The following is a 17,575-nucleotide window of genomic DNA, read 5'->3' as shown; positions in this document are numbered from 1 at the left end:
TTCGGTCTTGCGTTTCCGACTCTATCAGATCCTTTTCCGATCCGATTTCCTCGGTGCTTTCCAGGTTTCCGCTTTCGCGTTTCCCTTTCCGGCGGATCCGACTTTATCAGAAGTTCCGGGCCTGCCTGACCGGCTACCCATTTCCGATTCATCGGGAGGGGCTTCTCAGTAATCGATTTGATCGATACTTCAAGAAGCAGCTAGATACTCGCTGTCGCCGACCGGAGCGTGTCCAGTCCAGGCAACTGTTCGAATCTACCTCCCCGATCCATCCGTGTCAACGGCTCTCTCGGGGCGAAGAGGAGACTAGCAGCTCATCAGGTGTGTCTGCACATCAGGCAGCCGTAGGCACAGTGGCGCCGCGCTCGGCTTCCTCGACGTCGCCCGTCTCGCCGGCCCGCGCGGCACGGCCGCCGACGACGTAGACGTATGCGAGGAAGGCCAGCTCGGCGACGACTCCGATGGTGATGCGGGCCCAGGTGGGCAGGCCTGACGGGGTGACGAAGCCTTCGATGGCGCCGGAGATGAAGAGGACCAGGGCGAGGCCTATCGCCATGCCCACAGCGGCTCGGCCTTCTGCGGCGAGGGCTGTGCGTCGGGTGCGCGGGCCGGGGTCGATGACGGTCCAGCCGAGGCGCAGGCCGGTGCCGGCGGCGACGAAGACCGCCGTCAGTTCGAGCAGGCCGTGGGGCAGGACCAGGCCGAGGAACGTGTCGAGACGTCCCGCGGATGACATCAGGCCGATCCCGACGCCGAGGTTGAGCATGTTCTGGAAGAGGATCCAGAGGACGGGCAGGCCCAGGAAGACGCCCAGGACGAGGCAGAGTGCGGCGGCCTGGGCGTTGTTCGTCCAGACCTGCGCCGCGAAGGAGGCGGCGGGGTGGCTGGAGTAGTACGTCTCGTACTGGCCGCCGGGGCGGGTGAGCTCACGCAGTTCGCTCGGCGCCGCGATGGAGGACTGCACTTCGGGGGTCGCGCCGATCCACCAGCCCAGGAGAGCGGCGACGAGAGTCGACAGGAGCGCTGTGGGCACCCACCAGTGTCGTGCTTTGTAGACGGCGGCGGGAAAGCCGTGCGTGAGGAAGCGGGTCGCGTCGCGCCAGGAGGCGCGTCGGGTTCCTGTCACGGCGCTACGCGCGCGTGCCACCAGTTGGCTCAGCCGCCCGGTCAGCTGCGGGTCCGGGGCGCTGGACTGGATCAGGGAGAGGTGGGTGGCCGTGCGTTGGTAGAGAGCGACGAGTTCGTCCGCCTCCGCGCCGGTCAGGCGGCGCTGGCGCTGGAGCAGGGTGTCGAGGCGGTCCCACTCGGCCCGGTGCGCGGTGACGAAGACGTCGAGGTCCATCTGCGTGCCTGCTCCTCGGCTGGTCGTCGGCGGCTCGTCGTGGATGTCAGCTTGTCGTACTGCGGCGCGATGTGCCCTCAGCTTGGCAGACTGGCCGTTCCGGGGGCAGGTCAGGGGAAGGACGGCGGGCGTGAGTGAGCTGGTGACGGGCGAGGCGGTGGCGCTGGAGTTGCGCCCAGCGAGGCTGCCCAGCAGGGCGCTTGCCGTGCTGCTCGATCTGATCGTGGCCGTCGCTGCTTATATCGCCGTGTCGCTAGGTCTGCTGGCGGCCACCGCGTCCCTGGACGAGGCGGCGCAGATCGCGGTGTCGATCGCGTCGTTCATTCTGGTTCTGGTGGGCGCGCCGATCGCGGTCGAGACGCTGAGCCACGGGCGCTCGCTCGGAAAGCTGGCCTGCGGGCTGCGTGTGGTGCGGGACGACGGCGGGCCGATCCGCTTCCGGCATGCGCTCGTGCGGGGCGCGATCGGCGTCATCGAGATTCTGCTGACGTTCGGGGTCGTCGCCTGTATCGCGTCACTGGTCTCGGCGCGTGGGCGGCGGCTCGGGGATGTGTTCGCGGGGACCCTCGTCGTACGGGAGCGGGTGCCGCAGACCCGGAGCGGCTTCGTGCCGCCGCCTCCGCCGTGGCTGGCCGGGCGGTTCTCGGGGCTGGATCTGTCCGCGGTGCCCGATGGGCTATGGCTCGCCGTCCGGCAGTACCTGACGCGGATGCAGCAGCTGGATCCGCAGGTCGGTCTGGCGATGGCGGAGCGCCTCGCGGCTGATCTGGCGGCTCGTACGGGTACGCAGGTGCCGCCGGGTGTGCCGCCGGCGGCGTATCTGGCCGCCGTGGTGCAGGAACGGCAGGCCCGGGAAGCGCGGCGAGCCTTCGCCGGCGGACCCACGGCGGCCCCGGCGCCCACCGCTGGCCGGCCCCAGCCTGCACCGGCGCCGGGTGCATACGGACCGCCCACCGGACCCCCCACCGGACCGCCCACCGCGCGACCCACCGCCCAGCCCGCCTTCGAAGCGCCGCCCGCCCCGAGCCCTGCGCCCCCGACTTCGCCCGTGCCGTACGAGGAGCCCTCCGCCGAGCGTCCCGGCACCGGCTTCGTGCCGCCTGCGTGATCGCCGCGGGGTCGCTCACACGAACGATCGTCAGGCGGACGTCCAGGCCGACCTTCAGGCGAACGAGGACGGCGGGGACTCAAGCTCCTCCAGCTCGATCCCGGGCGCCGCGAGGACCACGTCCCCGGCGATGTGCACGACGTGCTGCTCCCCCGTGTCCAGGGCTGTGACCTGGTATTCGTCCACGGTCAGAGGGGCGTTGTCAGTGGCGTGTGCTTCTCTTTTCACCAGGGCCCAGGACTGGTCGACGGTGCGTGGGGCGAGCACTGGGTCCGTGAAGGCGACGAGGCGTACGCGGGTGGCGGATCCGGAGGGGGTGAGGTTCAGCAGACGGGTGGTGGCGATCAGGAACGCGGGGGACGTGCCGGTGAAGGCGTGGGCGCGCACATTGCCTTCCGTCGCGTCGGCCCCTGCGGGGTCAGTACGGACCCAGGTGACGCCGTCGAGGGCGGCACCGCGCACCTGCCAGCCGCCGGCGTGGAGTTCGAGGCGGATGGGGCGGCCGAGTTCGTCGAGGGTGAGGTCGACGGATCCGCTGTGATCGCCCGACGGGGTGGTCAGCTGGGAGACATAGCGCCAGCCGGAAGGGCCGGGCGCGCAGTGGAAGTGTTCTTCTGCGAGGAGGGTGTGATCGTGCGGATCGTGGAGCGAATACCGGCCGCGGGGCATGGGGGTCCTGAGTCTTGACGGGCTGCTGCGGCCACTGAGGGCCGGACGGGCAGGCCCCCGGCACGGGGGTGCGGGGGCCTGCCCTGAGTACCTGCTGCCGGTGAGCGCGTCAGTGCACACGCGCTCACCGGGAGTCCGGACCAGAAGGTGTCCGGATCAGTAGGTGTCCGGATCAGTAGCGGTAGTGGTCCGGCTTGTAGGGACCCTCGACCTCGACGCCGATGTACGCGGCCTGCTCGGGGCGGAGCGTGGTCAGCTTCACGCCGAGCGCGTCCAGGTGGAGGCGGGCGACCTTCTCGTCGAGGTGCTTCGGCAGGGTGTAGACGCCGATCGGGTACTCCGACTGCTTGGTGAACAGCTCGATCTGGGCCAGGGTCTGGTCCGCGAAGGAGTTGGACATCACGAACGAGGGGTGGCCGGTGGCGTTGCCCAGGTTCAGCAGGCGGCCCTCGGAGAGGACGATGAGCACCTTGCCGTCGGGGAAGGTCCAGGTGTGGACCTGCGGCTTGACCTCGTCCTTGACGATGCCGGGGATCTTAGCGAGGCCGGCCATGTCGATCTCGTTGTCGAAGTGGCCGATGTTGCCGACGATGGCCTGGTGCTTCATCTTGGCCATGTCCGAGGCCATGATGATGTCCTTGTTGCCGGTCGTGGTGATGAAGATGTCGGCCTTGTCGATGACCTCGTCGAGGGTCGTGACCTGGTAGCCGTCCATCGCCGCCTGGAGCGCGCAGATCGGGTCGATCTCGGTGACGATCACCCGGGCGCCCTGGCCGCGCAGGGACTCCGCGCAGCCCTTGCCCACGTCGCCGTAGCCGCAGACGACCGCGGTCTTGCCGCCGATGAGGACGTCGGTGGCGCGGTTGATGCCGTCGATCAGGGAGTGGCGGCAGCCGTACTTGTTGTCGAACTTCGACTTGGTGACGGCGTCGTTGACGTTGATCGCCGGGAACAGGAGGTGGCCGTCGCGCTGCATCTCGTACAGGCGGTGGACGCCGGTCGTGGTCTCCTCGGTGACACCGCGGATCTCGGAGGCCAGCTGGGTCCACTTCTGCGAGCCGTCCGTGATGGTGCGGTGCAGGAGTTCGAGGATGACGCGGTGCTCGTCGGACTCGGCGGTGTCGACCGAGGGGACCTTGCCGTCCTTCTCGTACTCGACGCCCTTGTGGACGAGGAGGGTGGCGTCACCACCGTCGTCGAGGATCATGTTCGGGCCGCCGGTGGGGCTGTTGGGCCAGGTCAGCGCCTGCTCCGTGCACCACCAGTACTCCTCCAGGGTCTCGCCCTTCCAGGCGAAGACGGGGACGCCCTGCGGGTTCTCGGGCGTGCCGTTCGGGCCGACGGCGATGGCGGCGGCCGCGTGGTCCTGGGTGGAGAAGATGTTGCAGGATGCCCAGCGGACCTCGGCGCCGAGGGCGACCAGGGTCTCGATGAGGACGGCGGTCTGCACGGTCATGTGCAGGGAGCCGGTGACGCGGGCGCCGGCGAGCGGCTGGGCCTCGGCGTACTCCTTGCGGATCGCCATCAGGCCGGGCATCTCGTGCTCGGCGAGGGTGATCTCCTTGCGGCCGAACTCGGCCAGGGAGAGGTCGGCGACCTTGAAGTCCTGTCGGTTCTCGACAGTCGTCATTGCGAGCTGCTCCTCGGGGTGTGGGTCGAGGTGGGTAGGGCTGGTCTGCGCGGCGGCGGACACAGGGGTGCCCGAAGAGGACACAGGCATGCCCGCGTGCGCGCAGCGCAGTCCGTCGGAGGCCCTCTCTCCCTCGGCCGGTCCGTGTCGGGACCGACCGACCGCCATCAGCAGCGACGTCTGGCTCCCACCCAAGCTACACCGGACGACCCGGCCACCCCAGCCCGCCTTCGTGGGGACCGGGCTCTCGCGGGTGGCTGCGGGGGGCTGGCGGGCGGGGTCGGCGGCGGGTCCGACAGGAGTCGCAACAGCGATAACAAGACACCCGCGAATGGCAAGGCATGCAGGGCAGGCAGGGCATAACGGGATGTCATCGGGCTTTTGCCCTTTGAGCGGGCGGGAGGTGTGCAGGATGCGGGGTGGTCAGAAGTGCCGAGAGATCGGACGTGCTGATCGGTCTTGCGGGGCGTCCGGGACGGCGTTCCGAAGTGACGAAGGCGTGAGGAGATCGACGTGACCAGACCGGCCGGCCCTCCCCCCACGGGCGGCGACGGCGCGCAGCGGCGGTTGAAGCTGCTCGCGGTGACCGCGTGCCCGGCCGGCATCGCCCATACGTACATCGCGGCGGAGAAGCTCACGCAGGCCGCGGCGAGCCGTGGCATCGAGATGAAGGTGGAGACCCAGGGATCCATCGGGGCTGAAAACATCCCTGATGACAACGATGTCAGCACTGCGGACGGCGTCATCGTCGCCGCGGACAAGGACGTGGACCTCAGCCGTTTCGTCGGCAAGCGAGTCCTCACCGTCGGGGTCGCCGAGGGCATTCACCACCCGGAGCGGCTGATCGAGCGGGCGCGCTCGGCGCCCGTGCGGGCTGCTGATCGCGATCTCGCTCTCGCTCGGCGGGCACACCGACCCCTCGGGCGGCCTGGTCACCCCGGAGAACTCCTTCTGGATGGACGTGAACGACATCGGTGTCATCGGCTTCACGCTGATGGTGCCGATCCTGTCCGGGTACATCGCCTATGCTGCTCGGGCTCGTGCTCGCGATCGGGACGCGGGTGGTGCGGCGGCGGCCGGCGCAGGAGGCGGCGCTGTGGCCCGAGCGTCTGTGACGCCCGTGCCGTACGGCGAAGGGGTCCGCCAAACCACTCGGCGGACCCCTTCGTCGTGACGGGTCGTCAGTGGCCGGTGCCCTCGTGGGACGGGCCGCCGGGCGACGCCTCGCGGTCGGCGCCGCGGGCCGCCTCGGCCTCGCTGTAGACGTCCGGCTCCAGGTAGATCACGCGGGCGATCGGGACGGCCGCGCGGATACGCGACTCGGCGGCGTCGATGGCGGCGGCGATCTCGGTGGCCGTGTCGTCGTGCTGGACGGCGATCTTGGCGGCGACGAGCAGTTCCTCGGGGCCGAGGTGCAGCGTGCGCATGTGGATGATGCGGGTGACGGTGTCGCCGTCGACGACCGCGGCCTCGATCTTGCGGACCTCCTCGACGCCCGCGGCCTCGCCGAGCAGCAGCGACTTGGTCTCGATCGCCAGGACGATCGCGATCAGGATGAGCAGCACACCGATGCAGAGGGTGCCGATGCCGTCCCAGACGCCGTCACCGGTGGCGAGGGCCAGGCTCACACCGGCGAGCGCCAGGATCAGGCCGACCAGCGCGCCGAGGTCCTCCAGCAGGACGACCGGCAGCTCGGGTGCCTTGGAGTGGCGGACGAACTCGCTCCAGGACTTCTTGCCCCGCAGCGCGTTGGACTCCTTGATGGCGGTGCGGAAGGAGAAGGTCTCGGCGATGATCGCGAAGACCAGGACGCCCACCGGCCAGTACCAGTGCGTGATCTCGTGCGGGTGCTTGATCTTCTCGTAGCCCTCGTACAGGGCGAACATGCCACCGACCGAGAAGAGGATGATCGAGACGAGGAAGGCGTAGATGTACCGCTCGCGGCCGTAGCCGAAGGGGTGTTGCGGGGTCGCCTCGCGCTTGGCCTTCTTGCCGCCGACGAGCAGCAGGCCCTGGTTGCCGGAGTCGGCCAGCGAGTGCACCGACTCGGCAAGCATCGAGGACGAGCCACTGAACAGGAACGCCACGAACTTCGCTACCGCGATTGCGAGGTTGGCGACAAGTGCCGCCACGATCGCCTTGGTGCCGCCTGACGCGCTCATGTGTTCGCGTTGTCCCTTCGTACGCCGTCCCGGGCAGAGCCCCTTGTGGCTTTGCCCGTCCTTTGCCGGTGCGCCATTGTTGCAGCCTTGCCCGGGTGCGGCGCGTCATGCCTCCACAACGCCGGTCATACGATCACAGTGGCGCGGAAGACCGTGCCCGCACCGCTCACCTCGGCCCTCTCGCCCGCGGGAACGAAGACCGACTGACCGGGGGTCAGCTCGTGCTCCCCCGCCCGGACGGCACCCGCCGTGCACAGCAGGATCTGCGCGGTGGCGCGGGTGAGGTCGTGGACGGCGGTGCCCTCGGGCAGGACGTAGCGGGAGAGCCGGAACTCGTCGATCGGGGTGTCGTAGACCTCCTCGCCGTCCGGGGACGCCTCCGGGCGCAGTACGCCCGGGTCGGCGGCCTCGAAGCGGACGATGCGCAGGAGTTCGGGGACGTCGACGTGCTTGGGGGTCAGTCCGCAGCGCAGGACGTTGTCGGAGTTGGCCATGATCTCGACGCCGAGGCCGTTGAGGTAGGCGTGCGGGATGCCGGCGCCGAGGAACAGGGCCTCGCCGGGCTGGAGCCGGACGTGGTTGAGGAGCATCGCGGCGATGACGCCGGGGTCGCCCGGGTAGTGGTGGGCGAGTGCGGCGTACGGCGTGTAGGCGCCGCCGAGGCGGGCGCAGGCGGCCGTGGCGTCGGTGACCGTGCGGGTCATCTCGTCCGGGTCGGCGGTGAGGATCGCGGTGAGCACCTCGCGCAGGGCCGCGTCCTCGGGGTGGGCGTGCAGCAGATCGACGTACGGCTTGAGGGAGTCGACGCCGAGGCCGTCGAGCAGACCGGCGGCCTGGACCGGGTCACGGAAGCCGCACAGGCCGTCGAACTCGGTGAGGGCGCAGATCAGTTCGGGCTTGTGGTTGGCGTCCTTGTAGTTGCGGTGGCCGGCGTCGAGGGGGATGCCCCGGCGCTCTTCGTCGGCGTACCCCTCCATCGCCTGCGTCAGGTCGGGGTGGACCTGGAGGGAGAGCGGGGCGCCGGCGGCGAGGAGCTTGAGCAGGAAGGGCAGCCGGGGCCCGAACTTGGCCACGCACGCGTGCCCGAGCTCCCGCTCCGGGTCCGCGTCGATGACGTCCACGAGCGTGCCCCGGCCGGTGCGCGAGGGAGCGCCCGGGTGGGCGCCCATCCACATCTCCGCCTGCGGTTCGCCGGTGGGTTCGGCCCCGAGCAACTGCGGGATCGCGGTGGTGGAACCCCAGGCGTAGGGGCGGACGGTGTTGTCGAGGCGGTCCATGCGGTTCTCTCTGCGTACGACGCGGGTTTCCTCCGCGTACGACGGTCAGGGCGTCCTGGCCAGATCAGACGCCCGAAGCGAGCGACAGGTAAACGGCGGTGAAATCCGTGAGGGCGATCAACTCCGCGAGGGTCTCCAGCTCACCGCCGGCCTCCGGTTCCAGTTCGCTGATCGGCGTGTCGTGGCTGAGGGCCAGCTCACGGGCGGCGGACGCGGCGCTGAGGCCGCCACTGGGACGGTCCCGCAGCAGCACCACGCGCGCGTGCAGCGCGGGGGCCTCCTCCACCCGGTCGCGGAAGAAGTCGTCCGGGTCTGCGGCGGCGGCCATCCGGCCGGCGAGCAGGGCGCTGTGCGCGGCGAGCGCTTCGGGCAGCTCGGAGACGACTCCGGGGCGGCCGGCGAGTTCGGCGAGGGCGGCGGCGAAGCGGCGGCCCGCCGGTCCGGCCGAGGTGCCCTCGGTCCAGATCACCGGGAGCGCGTCGGCTAGCTCCGTGGCCAGGGTCTTGGCGGGGTTGCTGTACGTCGCGACGGCGGGTCCGCAGCGCTCGGCGATCGTGTCGAGGCGGTCGGCGACCTTCTCCAGGGCGTCGGCCGGGGCGGCCAGCAGGCCGATGCGGTCCAGGAGCACGAGCAGCGGGGTGAGCAGCGCCCAGAGCACGCCGGGGGCCGAGGCGGCGGAGAGGGGGGTGTCGCCCTCTTCGTAGGGGGCGGTCGCCATCGGCACGAACAGACCGTGGGAGGCCTCGAGGGCCTCGGCGAGGGGGGTGTCGGCCGGGGCCACGGCCACGACGGTGCAGCCGCGGCGGTAGGCCTGCTCCGCCAGCAGGGACAGGCCCGGCTCGGTGCCGTCCGGGGTGGCGATCAGGAGCAGGTCCACGGAGCCGGTCCAGCCGGGCAGCTCCCAGCGCAGGGCTCCGGCGGCCGGGGCCACGCCGGTGGGGGCCAGCCGGATGACGGGGCTGACCGCGCCGGCGAGCGTGCCGAGCAGGTCGGCGACGCAGACGGCGGCGGCGCCGGGGCCCGCGATGAGGACCGCGCGGGGGCGGCCGTCGGGTTTGAGGTCCGCCACGCCGGCCTCGGCGGCGTTCCGGGCGGCCGTACGGACGCGGGCGCCGGCTTCGGCGGCTCCGCGCAGCAGGCCGCGGCGGTCGGCCTCCGAGAGGGCCTCAGGGGTGTCGAGCAGTGATTCGTCGAGCACGGTCGGCAGCCTCCGTGGCGGGGTTTACGCGGGGCGTCGGGCCTCGTCGACGAGGAGGACCGGGATGCCGTCGCGGACGGGGTACGCCAGGCCGCAGTCCTGACCTGTGCAGATCAGCTCCGCGTCCTGCTCCTTGAGGGGGGCGTGGCAGGCCGGGCAGGCGAGGATCTCCAGGAGACCGGCTTCGAGCGGCATGGGGGTCCCTTCGGGGGCGGGTGGGTGTCGCGGATGTGCCTGGTCAGGTTACCGCCGGGGCGGGTGGCTTGGGGGGCGGAGGGGGTTGGCGTTGCATCGGACCGCCCGCGCGGGGAGCCCCGCGTCAGCCCCGGATGATTCCCAGGACCTCGTCCCGCACCTTCGCCATCGTCTCCGCGTCCCGTGCCTCGGCGTTCAGCCGCAGCAGCGGTTCGGTGTTGGAGGGGCGGACGTTGAACCACCAGTCGGCGGCGGAGACCGTGAGGCCGTCGAGGTCGTCCAGGGTGACATCGTCGCGGCTGCCGTAAGCCTCGCGGACCGCCCGGAGGCGGTCGCCCTGGTCGGCGACCGTGGAGTTGATCTCGCCCGAGCCCGCGTAGCGGTCGTACTGGGCGACCAGTGCCGACAGCGGGCCGTCCTGGCCGCCCAGTGCCGCCAGGACGTGGAGCGCGGCCAGCATGCCCGTGTCCGCGTTCCAGAAGTCGGCGAAGTAGTAGTGCGCGGAGTGCTCGCCGCCGAAGATCGCGCCGGACTTCGCCATCTCGGCCTTGATGAAGGAGTGGCCCACGCGCGTGCGGACCGGGGTGCCGCCGTTCTCCCGCACCACCTCGGGGACCGACCAGGAGGTGATCAGGTTGTGGATGACCGTGCCCTTGCCGCCGTGGCGGGCCAGTTCGCGCGAGGCGACCAGGGCCGTGATGGCGGAGGGGGAGACCGGGTCGCCCTGGGCGTCGACGACGAAGCAGCGGTCGGCGTCGCCGTCGAAGGCGATGCCGAGATCGGCGGACTCCTCGCGGACGCGCCGCTGGAGGTCGACGAGGTTCGCCGGGTCGAGGGGGTTGGCCTCGTGGTGGGGGAAGGTGCCGTCCAGTTCGAAGTACATCGGCACGAGGTCCAGCGGCAGGCCCGCGAAGACGGTCGGCACGGTGTGGCCGCCCATGCCGTTGCCCGCGTCGACCACGACCTTCAGGGGGCGGATGGAGGTCAGGTCGACGAGCGAGCGGAGGTGGGCCGCGTAATCCTCCAACGTCTCCCGGCGGGTGACCGTTCCCGTCGTCCGCGCCGGCTTGGGGGCGCCCGAGTCGCTCCACTTCTCGACCAGTTCGCGGATCTCCGTCAGGCCGGTGTCCTGGCCTACGGGGGCCGCGCCGGCCCGGCACATCTTGATGCCGTTGTACTGGGCCGGGTTGTGCGAGGCCGTGAACATCGCGCCCGGGAGGTCCAGCGCGCCGGAGGCGTAGTACAGCTGGTCCGTCGAGCACAGGCCGATCTCGGTGACGTCGACGCCCTGTGCGGCAGCCCCGCGCGCGAAGGCCGCCGCGAGGCCGGGCGACGAGGGGCGCATGTCGTGCCCGGTCACGATCGCGCTCGCGCCGGTCACCCGGGCGAAGGCCGCGCCGAACAGCTCGGCGAGCGGCTCGTCCCACTGGTCGGGTACGACTCCGCGCACGTCGTACGCCTTCACCAGCTGTGACAGATCAGCAGCCACGGCCAACCTTCCTGAAAGTCCCGTCGGTCTGCACAAACTACCCGTACGGACGGACACCGCGCTGTGCGATCCCCGAGCGGGCCCTCAGCCGTGATCCGGGTGACGTGGCGTCAGTTGTCCGGGGAGCGCAGCACCCTGAGGTGGCCGCGGCGCGCGACCTCCATCGGGTCCGCCGAGCGGGCTCCGCCGCCCCCGGCCTGCGCGGTGCGCTGCTGCGGGCGGGCCGCCTCGCGCACGGCGTTGGCGAGCGCTTCCAGGTCGTCGCCGCTGGGGCGGGCCGGGGCGGAGGCGTCGAGGAGCCGTACGACCTCCCACCCGCGCGGGGCGGTCAGGCGCTCGGAGTGCTCGGCGCACAGGTCGTAGCAGTGGGGTTCGGCGTAGGTCGCGAGCGGGCCGAGGACCGCGGTCGAGTCGGCGTAGACGTACGTCAGCGTCGCGACGGCGGGACGGCCGCAAGCGGTGCGCGAACAGCGACGTACAGGGCTCACGACGTTGGACGGTACCGCACTCTTGAGCGGGCCGCGACGACTCTCCCTCAGGTCACTCCACCGTGTCGTGGTGTGAAACGCCCCACACATCCCTTCTGTCCCACCTCACTGACCTGCGACGACGCCGGTTTCCAGCCGATGTGACAGGAGGGGATCCGGTCAACACCCGGTACAAACCCCGTCAATTGCCTCGACAGTGCCGGTCTTCGAGAGATACGGAATCGAGCCCAACCTTGGCCGGAACGGTCATCCGGCGACAGGGGGTGCGGAGCCGGTGGACGGCGGCTCCGATGCCGTGTGGAGCCGGGCGCCCGGTCGCCGCGAGGACTACGCTTCACCAGTGATGGACAACCCCGTACCACCCCGTGCCGCCGGCCCCGGGCCCCGCCGTCGCGATCGCCACGGCCGGGGCATGCGAGGGCCGATCGCGCCACCGCAGGTGCCGCTGGCGGCGAGCCGTGCCGAGGCGTTCGCCGACTTGGTGCAGGACTCCGTGGAGCGCCTGGAGCGGCGGTGGCCGCAGCTGGCCGACATCGACTTCCTGGTCCTGGAGGTGCCGCCCCTGAACGGCGCGGGCCAGGGCTGGAACGACGAGGCCGTGCCGCTGGGCGGGTCCATCGCGGCGCGGGAGGGGCGGCCGGCGCGGGTGGTCATCTACCGGCGGCCCGTGGAGATCCGCACCAAGGGACGCGACGAGCGGGCCGCGCTGGTGCACGAGGTCGTCGTCGAGCAGGTGGCGGACCTGCTGGGGCTCACTCCCGAGACGGTGGATCCGCGGTACGGGGAGGACTGAGCCCGCCTGCTCCTGGACTACTCCTGGAGCACCGACAGGTCCTGCTCCGCCTCCGGGACCTTCACCGTCCCGCGGTCGTCCGGCAGGGTCTGGACCGTGAAGGCCGGGACGCTCCCCTGGGGCGAGGACAGCGTCCGGGAGCCGTGGACCGGGCCGCCCGAGACCGTCTCGACCGTGAGCGCGTACGTGCCCTTCAGGCCGTCCGGCGCCGGGAGGTCGACGTCCTGGGTCGTGCCCTTCTTGATCGTGTACGTCCGGGAGGCCTCCGTGCCGCCCTCGGTGCCCGCCGATGCCGTGACCTCGACCTTCGCCGTGGCGGTCGGGGCGGTCAGGGACAGGGTCGTGCCCTTCGCGGTGTTCGCCGCGGCCGTCGCGCGCGTGCCCACCGGCCTGGTGGCCGGGATGAACGCCGTCTCCTGGTCGGCGCCCTTGCCCCGGACCACCCGGAGCGCGGCCACCACCGGCACCGAGCGGTCCGTGGGGGTCAGGACCACCGAGCCCGCCTCGCCGCGCGTGATGTCGCCGAGGTCGATCGCGGACGTCATGCGCGACTTCACATGCAGCGTCTCGTTCCCGGCCGGGGTGATCAGGCCGGACGGGGAGGCGAGCTGGACCTTCAGGTCGGCATCGGAGCCGCCGGGGGTGAAGGCGACCAGGCGTACCGCGGTGGCGTCCTTGGGGATGCCGGGCAGCACCAGGCTGCCCGTGGGGTCCGCGGAGGCGGCCAGCCAGTCGCCGCCGAGCTTGTCGTCCAGGGCCTGCACCGCGGCGCCGACGCGGCCGCTGCGGACGCTGACGTGCGCGGTCAGGTTGGTCTGCTTCTCGTCGACGAGCGTGGACAGCAGGACCGGCTCGGTGGAGTGCGGCGCGACCGTGATGCCGTCCGGGACGGTGGTCTCCAGGGGCCCGTCCTTGCCGTACAGCTCGATGTCGACGACGGCCGCGGAGTCGTCCGGGTTGGTCAGGTGCACATAGTCCGTGCGGTCCGTCGCCGTACTGGCGCCCGGGAACCAGAACTCCGTGTCCGGGGCGGTGCAGTTGACGCCCTGCAGGCCGCGTCCGGTGCCGGCGGTGACCTCCGTGGTCTGCTGGACCGTCCAGCCGGGGGCGGACTTCCCGTCGGCGGTGCCGATCAGCGCGGGCGAGTCGGCGCCGGAGGCGTCCGAGGCGACCGGCTTGCCAGGCTCCTCGGCCTCCAGGACCGGCTTGCCGTCCGCCTTCTTGTCGCTCTTCTCCTGTTCCTCCGCCGACTGCCCGGCCGCGGCGGAGAGTTCGGCCTTGCCGCCGCTGCCGGTGCCCTTCGTGACGGGCGTGAAGGAGGTGTACGCCGTCTCCGCGAGGTCGGAGGTGCTCGGCGACGGGCAGAGCAGGCTCGTGCGCTCCACGGGCAGCACGGCCGCCGCCTCGGCGCTGTCCCTGCCGGATGCCTCGGGGGCGCTCAGGGTGGCGTATCCGGTGACGGCGGCGAGCGCGGTCACACCGGCGAGCAGGGAGAGGGTGGTGCGGTTCACTGCTGGCTCCCGTCGGGACGCTCGGCTCCGTGCTGCGGCTGCTGCGGCTGCTGCGGGTCGTAGCCGGGGTCGTAACCCTGCTGGTACGTCTGGTCGTACTGGCCCTGGTCGTACGTGCCCTGCTGGTGCTGTCCGCCGTGGGCGTACGGGTCGTACTGGCCGGCCTGGTACGGATCCGCCTGGTAGCCCTGGTCGTAGCCGTTCGCCGGGTACGCCTGGCCGTTCTGGTACTGCTCGCCGTAGCCGCCGTACTCGGGGGCGCCCGCGTAGTGCGGGGTGTCGTACGCGCCGTAGGGCTGCTGCTGCGGGACCGGGACGGGGGGCGCCTCCTGCGGGGGAGACGGGAAGTCGTCGGGGCGGCCCTGCTCCTCGGCCTCCGCCTGGGCGCGCAGGCGGCGGGCGCGGCGGCCCTCGCCGGACACGGCCTGGGCGGGGATCGCCGGCTCCTCGGGGAGGTCGTCGTCGACGTCGCGGCGGCGGCCGGGCAGGGCGAGGACGACGAGGACGACGGCGAGGGCGCCCTGGACCCACAGCCAGGCGGTGTGGCCGACCGGGTCCTCGAAGGTGACGTCCAGCCTGCCGCCGGAGGCGGGGAGTTCGAAGCCCTGCGCCCAGCCGTCGACCGTGGTGGGCGTCAGTGGCGTGCCGTCCAGGGTGGCCGTCCAGCCCTCGTCGGCGGTGTCGGCCAGCCGCAGGGTACGGCCGTCGGCGCCCTCGGGCACGGTGGTGTGGATCTCGACGGGGCCCGCGGCCACGGGCTGCGGCTCGCCGGACCCGGTGACGATCGTCGCGCGGGCGACCTCCTGGTCGACCCGCCACAGCGCGCTGCCGTGCTGCTGGCTGAGCCGGCTCAGACCGGGCGTCGCGTCCAGCACGCGCGTGACGTCGCGGGGCGCGCCCTTGTGGACGAGGACGTAGGCCACGGCGAACTTGCCGAGCTGGTCGGACTGGTCGGCGCCGGACCCGGCGACGAGGTTGGCGACGATCTTGTCGAGGCCCTCGTTCTCGCCGTCGGCCGCGGCGAGTTCGCCGTCGCCGAGGCGGGCGCCGGAGCCGCGGACCAGGGTGTAGCTCACGTGGGCCGCGGAGTCGCTGTCGAGGACGAGGGTGCGGGTCTGGTCGCGGTTGCCGCTCTCCTCGGCGACGAACGCGGGCACCTGCACCGGGTCGCGCCGCTCCACCGGCCCGTCGGCGCCGTCGATCATCCAGCCGGCGGCGACCAGCAGCGGGCCCACGGCGGCGGCGAGGGCGATCAGCGCGGCGACGGGCTGGCGCCAGCCGAAGCTCTGCTCGGCCACGCGTGCGCGTGCCCCGTCGGCGCCGAGCAGGGCGGCGGCCAGCAGCGCGATGCCGTAGACGAGGGTGGCGGGGCCGGCCCAGGTGGAGCCGTTGGACAGGACGGCGAGGACGAGGCCCGTCAGGGCGACCGCCCAGGCCGTCCAGATGCCAAACTGGCGTTCCGAGCGCAGCAGGGCGGCCAGCGCGGCCAGCACGACGCCGATCAGCATCAGCCCGCTGACCGTGCCGGGGCCGCCGGGGCTGGCGCCGAGCAGGTCCAGGGCGCCGGCGGCCGAGGAGCCGTACTCCAGGCCGGCCTCGTCGAAGAAGCCGAACGGGAGCAGGGTCAGCGACCAGGGCGCGAGGACCAGCAGCGGGGTGCCGAGCTGCGCCAAAAAGCGCAGGCCGTAGGCGGTGATGTCGGTGCGGCGCACGGCGAGCAGGGCCACGCCCAGCAGCAGCGCGATCGGCCACACGATCGGCGTGAAGGCCGTGGTGACGGTCAGCAGCAGGGCGTACGCCCAGGTGGCGCGCCAACTGCCGCGCGCGCCGGAGCTGTTCGCGAGGCCGGCGGCGGTGACGCCCGCGCGTGCGGCGAGCGGCAGCAGGACGGCCAGGACGGCGGTGCCGATGCGGCCTCCGGCGAGGGCGCCGGTCGCGGCGGGCAGGAAGGCGTAGGCGACGGCCGCCCACGCGCGCAGCAGGCGCGAGGGAACGAGCGGGCGGGAGGCGAAGTAGGCGGTGAGCCCGGCCAGCGGCACCGAGCAGACGAGCAGGACGGTCACCGCGAGTTCGGCCGAGCCGAACAGCACCGAGGCGAGCATCGCCACGAGCGCGAGGTACGGGGGCGCGGACGCGGTGCCGCCGGTCCCGACCGGGTGCCAGGAGTCCAGGTAGTGCGCCCACAGCTCCGCGGCGTCGGCCGGGGCGGGCAGCAGGGCGCCGCCCGCGAGGGCGCCGGCGCCGAGCAGCTCGCGGCAGGCGGCGAGCGAGACGAGCAGCAGCACCAGGAAGAGCACCGGGCCGGGCTTGCGGGCGATGCGCTTGAGGCGGGCGAACTGCTCGATCTCCAGGAACTCCGCGTCGTCGCCGCCGGGTCCGGACTCGATGCCGCCGCCGTGCCGTCCGGCACCGGCGGTGGCCTCGGCGTCGGAGCTGCCGAGGAGACTGCCCGCGGCCTGCTCCACGGTGGCCCGCACGGTCGCGCCGGGCGGCGGGAACAGCGGCCGCAGCTCGTCCTTGTCGACGACCGGGCGGCCCCGGACGCGCCGTCCGGCGATGATCCGCTCGGGTCGCAGCAGCACGCCCAGCAGCCCGCGGATCTCGTCCAGGGCCTGTCCGGGCACCTTGCCGACGAGATAGGCGACGGTCCGCAGCAGGGTGCCGAGGATCACGCGCAGCAGCACCCAGGGCAGCACGGCCGAGCGGCTGTTGACGAGCAGGGTGTAGACGGCGCCGGCCTTGTCGACCTTGTGCGGGGAGGCCGTGGTGCGGCCCGCGCAGTCGACGGTGCGGCGCTCGCGGGAGGCGGCCTCGGCATGGCGTACGACGGCCTCGGGGGCGATGAGGACGCGGTGGCCGGCCGACTGGGCGCGCCAGCACAGGTCGACGTCGTCCCGCATCAGGGGCAGGCGCCGGTCGAAGCCGCCGAGCCGTTCGAAGACATCGCGGCGGATCAGCATGCCGGCGGTGGACACGGAGAGCACGGACCGGACGTGGTCGTGCTGGCCCTGGTCCTGCTCACGGCGGTCCAGGCCGGTCCAGCGGCGGCCGGAGTGGGCGATGGAGACGCCGACCTCCAGCAGCTGCCGTCTGTCGTACCAGCCGCGCAGCTTGGGGCCGACGACGGCGACGTCGTCGCGGCCGAGCTCCAGCTCGTTGTCGACCACCCGCAGCAGCTGGGCCAGGGCGTCGGGTTCGGGGGCGCAGTCGTCGTGCAGCAGCCACAGCCACTGGACGGGCTCGCCGTGCGGGAGCTCCGGCATGTCGTAGGCGTCGTCGCGCCAGCTGCGCGTGACCGGGTCCCAGCCGCTCGGCCGCTTCAGGTACGGCAGCTCGTCGGGGGTGAGGACCGGCGCGGTGCGGGCGGCCTCCTCGACGGCCTGGCCGAAGCCGGTGCGCCGGGCGAGGTGCAGGACACGGTCGGCGCCGAGGGCCTCGGTGACCAGCTGGGCGGAGTCGTCGGCGCTGCCGGTGTCGGCGGCCACAACGGACTGGACCGGGCGCTCCTGGCCGAGCAGCCCGGCGAGCGCGTCGGGCAGCCAGCGGGCACCGTCGTGGGAGACGAGGACCGCGGTCACCACGTGACGCGGGAACTCTGGCGAGGCAGCCGGGTCTTGCTGGGCTGCCGAGTGGCTGTGCACGGACATCGAGGTACGGGCCCCGGTTCGGTGGACTGCGGTGGACGCCTGTGCCCCTGGGGGACAGCGGGGCGT

General features: G+C 72.3%; 13 protein-coding genes and 1 pseudogene. 3 read left to right on the top strand and 11 right to left on the bottom strand.

Features of this window, described 5'->3' with window-relative positions; translation table 11 throughout:
* Window positions 1-334: 334 nt before the first annotated feature.
* Entirely contained in the window at window positions 335-1,342 is a 1,008-nt protein-coding gene (locus tag ACWD1Z_RS32530; RefSeq protein WP_451123684.1) for a stage II sporulation protein M, read from the bottom strand.
* A 130-nt stretch (window positions 1,343-1,472) separates the two neighbouring features.
* Here ACWD1Z_RS32530 and ACWD1Z_RS32525 point away from each other — a divergent pair, with 130 nt between their 5' ends.
* Entirely contained in the window at window positions 1,473-2,450 is a 978-nt protein-coding gene (locus tag ACWD1Z_RS32525; RefSeq protein WP_451123682.1) for an RDD family protein, read from the top strand.
* A gap of 54 nt (window positions 2,451-2,504) precedes the next feature.
* Here ACWD1Z_RS32525 and ACWD1Z_RS32520 read toward each other — a convergent pair whose 3' ends face one another.
* Both ACWD1Z_RS32520 and ahcY read right to left on the bottom strand, forming a co-directional pair.
* Complete coding sequence (locus tag ACWD1Z_RS32520) at window positions 2,505-3,119, bottom strand: hypothetical protein (protein WP_451123680.1); 615 nt, start codon at window positions 3,117-3,119, stop codon at window positions 2,505-2,507.
* A gap of 172 nt (window positions 3,120-3,291) precedes the next feature.
* Complete coding sequence (gene ahcY, locus ACWD1Z_RS32515) at window positions 3,292-4,749, bottom strand: adenosylhomocysteinase (protein WP_451123678.1); 1,458 nt, start codon at window positions 4,747-4,749, stop codon at window positions 3,292-3,294.
* 513 nt (window positions 4,750-5,262) lie between these two features.
* Between ahcY and ACWD1Z_RS32510 the strand changes: the two are divergent.
* Window positions 5,263-5,779, top strand: a pseudogene (locus ACWD1Z_RS32510) (fructose PTS transporter subunit IIB); the annotation flags it as partial.
* Between the two features lie 151 nt (window positions 5,780-5,930).
* Here ACWD1Z_RS32510 and ACWD1Z_RS32505 read toward each other — a convergent pair.
* From ACWD1Z_RS32505 to ACWD1Z_RS32480, 6 genes are all read right to left on the bottom strand, one after another.
* The gene (locus ACWD1Z_RS32505; protein WP_451123676.1) at window positions 5,931-6,911 is read right to left on the bottom strand and encodes a cation diffusion facilitator family transporter; all 981 of its coding nucleotides are present in this window, start codon (window positions 6,909-6,911) and stop codon (window positions 5,931-5,933) included.
* Window positions 6,912-7,036: 125 nt separating this feature from the next.
* Window positions 7,037-8,188 (bottom strand): mannose-6-phosphate isomerase, class I, encoded by a 1,152-nt coding sequence (manA, locus tag ACWD1Z_RS32500; protein WP_451123674.1) that lies wholly within the window; start codon window positions 8,186-8,188, stop codon window positions 7,037-7,039.
* A gap of 64 nt (window positions 8,189-8,252) precedes the next feature.
* A complete protein-coding gene (locus ACWD1Z_RS32495; RefSeq protein WP_451123672.1) occupies window positions 8,253-9,386 on the bottom strand; it encodes an SIS domain-containing protein in 1,134 nt (377 codons plus the stop codon).
* A 24-nt stretch (window positions 9,387-9,410) separates the two neighbouring features.
* Window positions 9,411-9,581 (bottom strand): Trm112 family protein, encoded by a 171-nt coding sequence (locus ACWD1Z_RS32490; RefSeq protein WP_020940431.1) that lies wholly within the window; start codon window positions 9,579-9,581, stop codon window positions 9,411-9,413.
* A gap of 124 nt (window positions 9,582-9,705) precedes the next feature.
* A complete protein-coding gene (locus ACWD1Z_RS32485) occupies window positions 9,706-11,070 on the bottom strand; it encodes a phosphomannomutase/phosphoglucomutase (protein ID WP_451123670.1) in 1,365 nt (454 codons plus the stop codon).
* 110 nt (window positions 11,071-11,180) lie between these two features.
* Entirely contained in the window at window positions 11,181-11,648 is a 468-nt protein-coding gene (locus ACWD1Z_RS32480; protein ID WP_389418413.1) for a DUF3499 domain-containing protein, read from the bottom strand.
* Window positions 11,649-11,901: 253 nt separating this feature from the next.
* Between ACWD1Z_RS32480 and ACWD1Z_RS32475 the strand changes: the two genes are divergently transcribed.
* Window positions 11,902-12,351 carry a metallopeptidase family protein gene (locus ACWD1Z_RS32475; protein WP_451123667.1) on the top strand — a complete coding sequence of 150 codons (450 nt, stop codon included), beginning with the start codon at window positions 11,902-11,904 and terminating at the stop codon, window positions 12,349-12,351.
* 17 nt (window positions 12,352-12,368) lie between these two features.
* Here the strand turns inward: ACWD1Z_RS32475 and ACWD1Z_RS32470 are convergent, their stop codons facing one another.
* On the bottom strand, window positions 12,369-13,862 hold the full coding sequence (locus ACWD1Z_RS32470) for a DUF5719 family protein (RefSeq protein ID WP_451123665.1): 1,494 nt from the start codon (window positions 13,860-13,862) through the stop codon (window positions 12,369-12,371).
* Entirely contained in the window at window positions 13,859-17,509 is a 3,651-nt protein-coding gene (locus ACWD1Z_RS32465) for a glycosyltransferase (RefSeq protein WP_451123663.1), read from the bottom strand. The genes ACWD1Z_RS32470 and ACWD1Z_RS32465 overlap by 4 nt, the downstream gene beginning before the upstream one ends.
* Window positions 17,510-17,575: the final 66 nt, after the last annotated feature.

The sequence above is a fragment of the Streptomyces sp. NPDC002784 genome (assembly GCF_053592135.1).
This window is presented reverse-complemented; position numbering and strand designations above follow the sequence as displayed.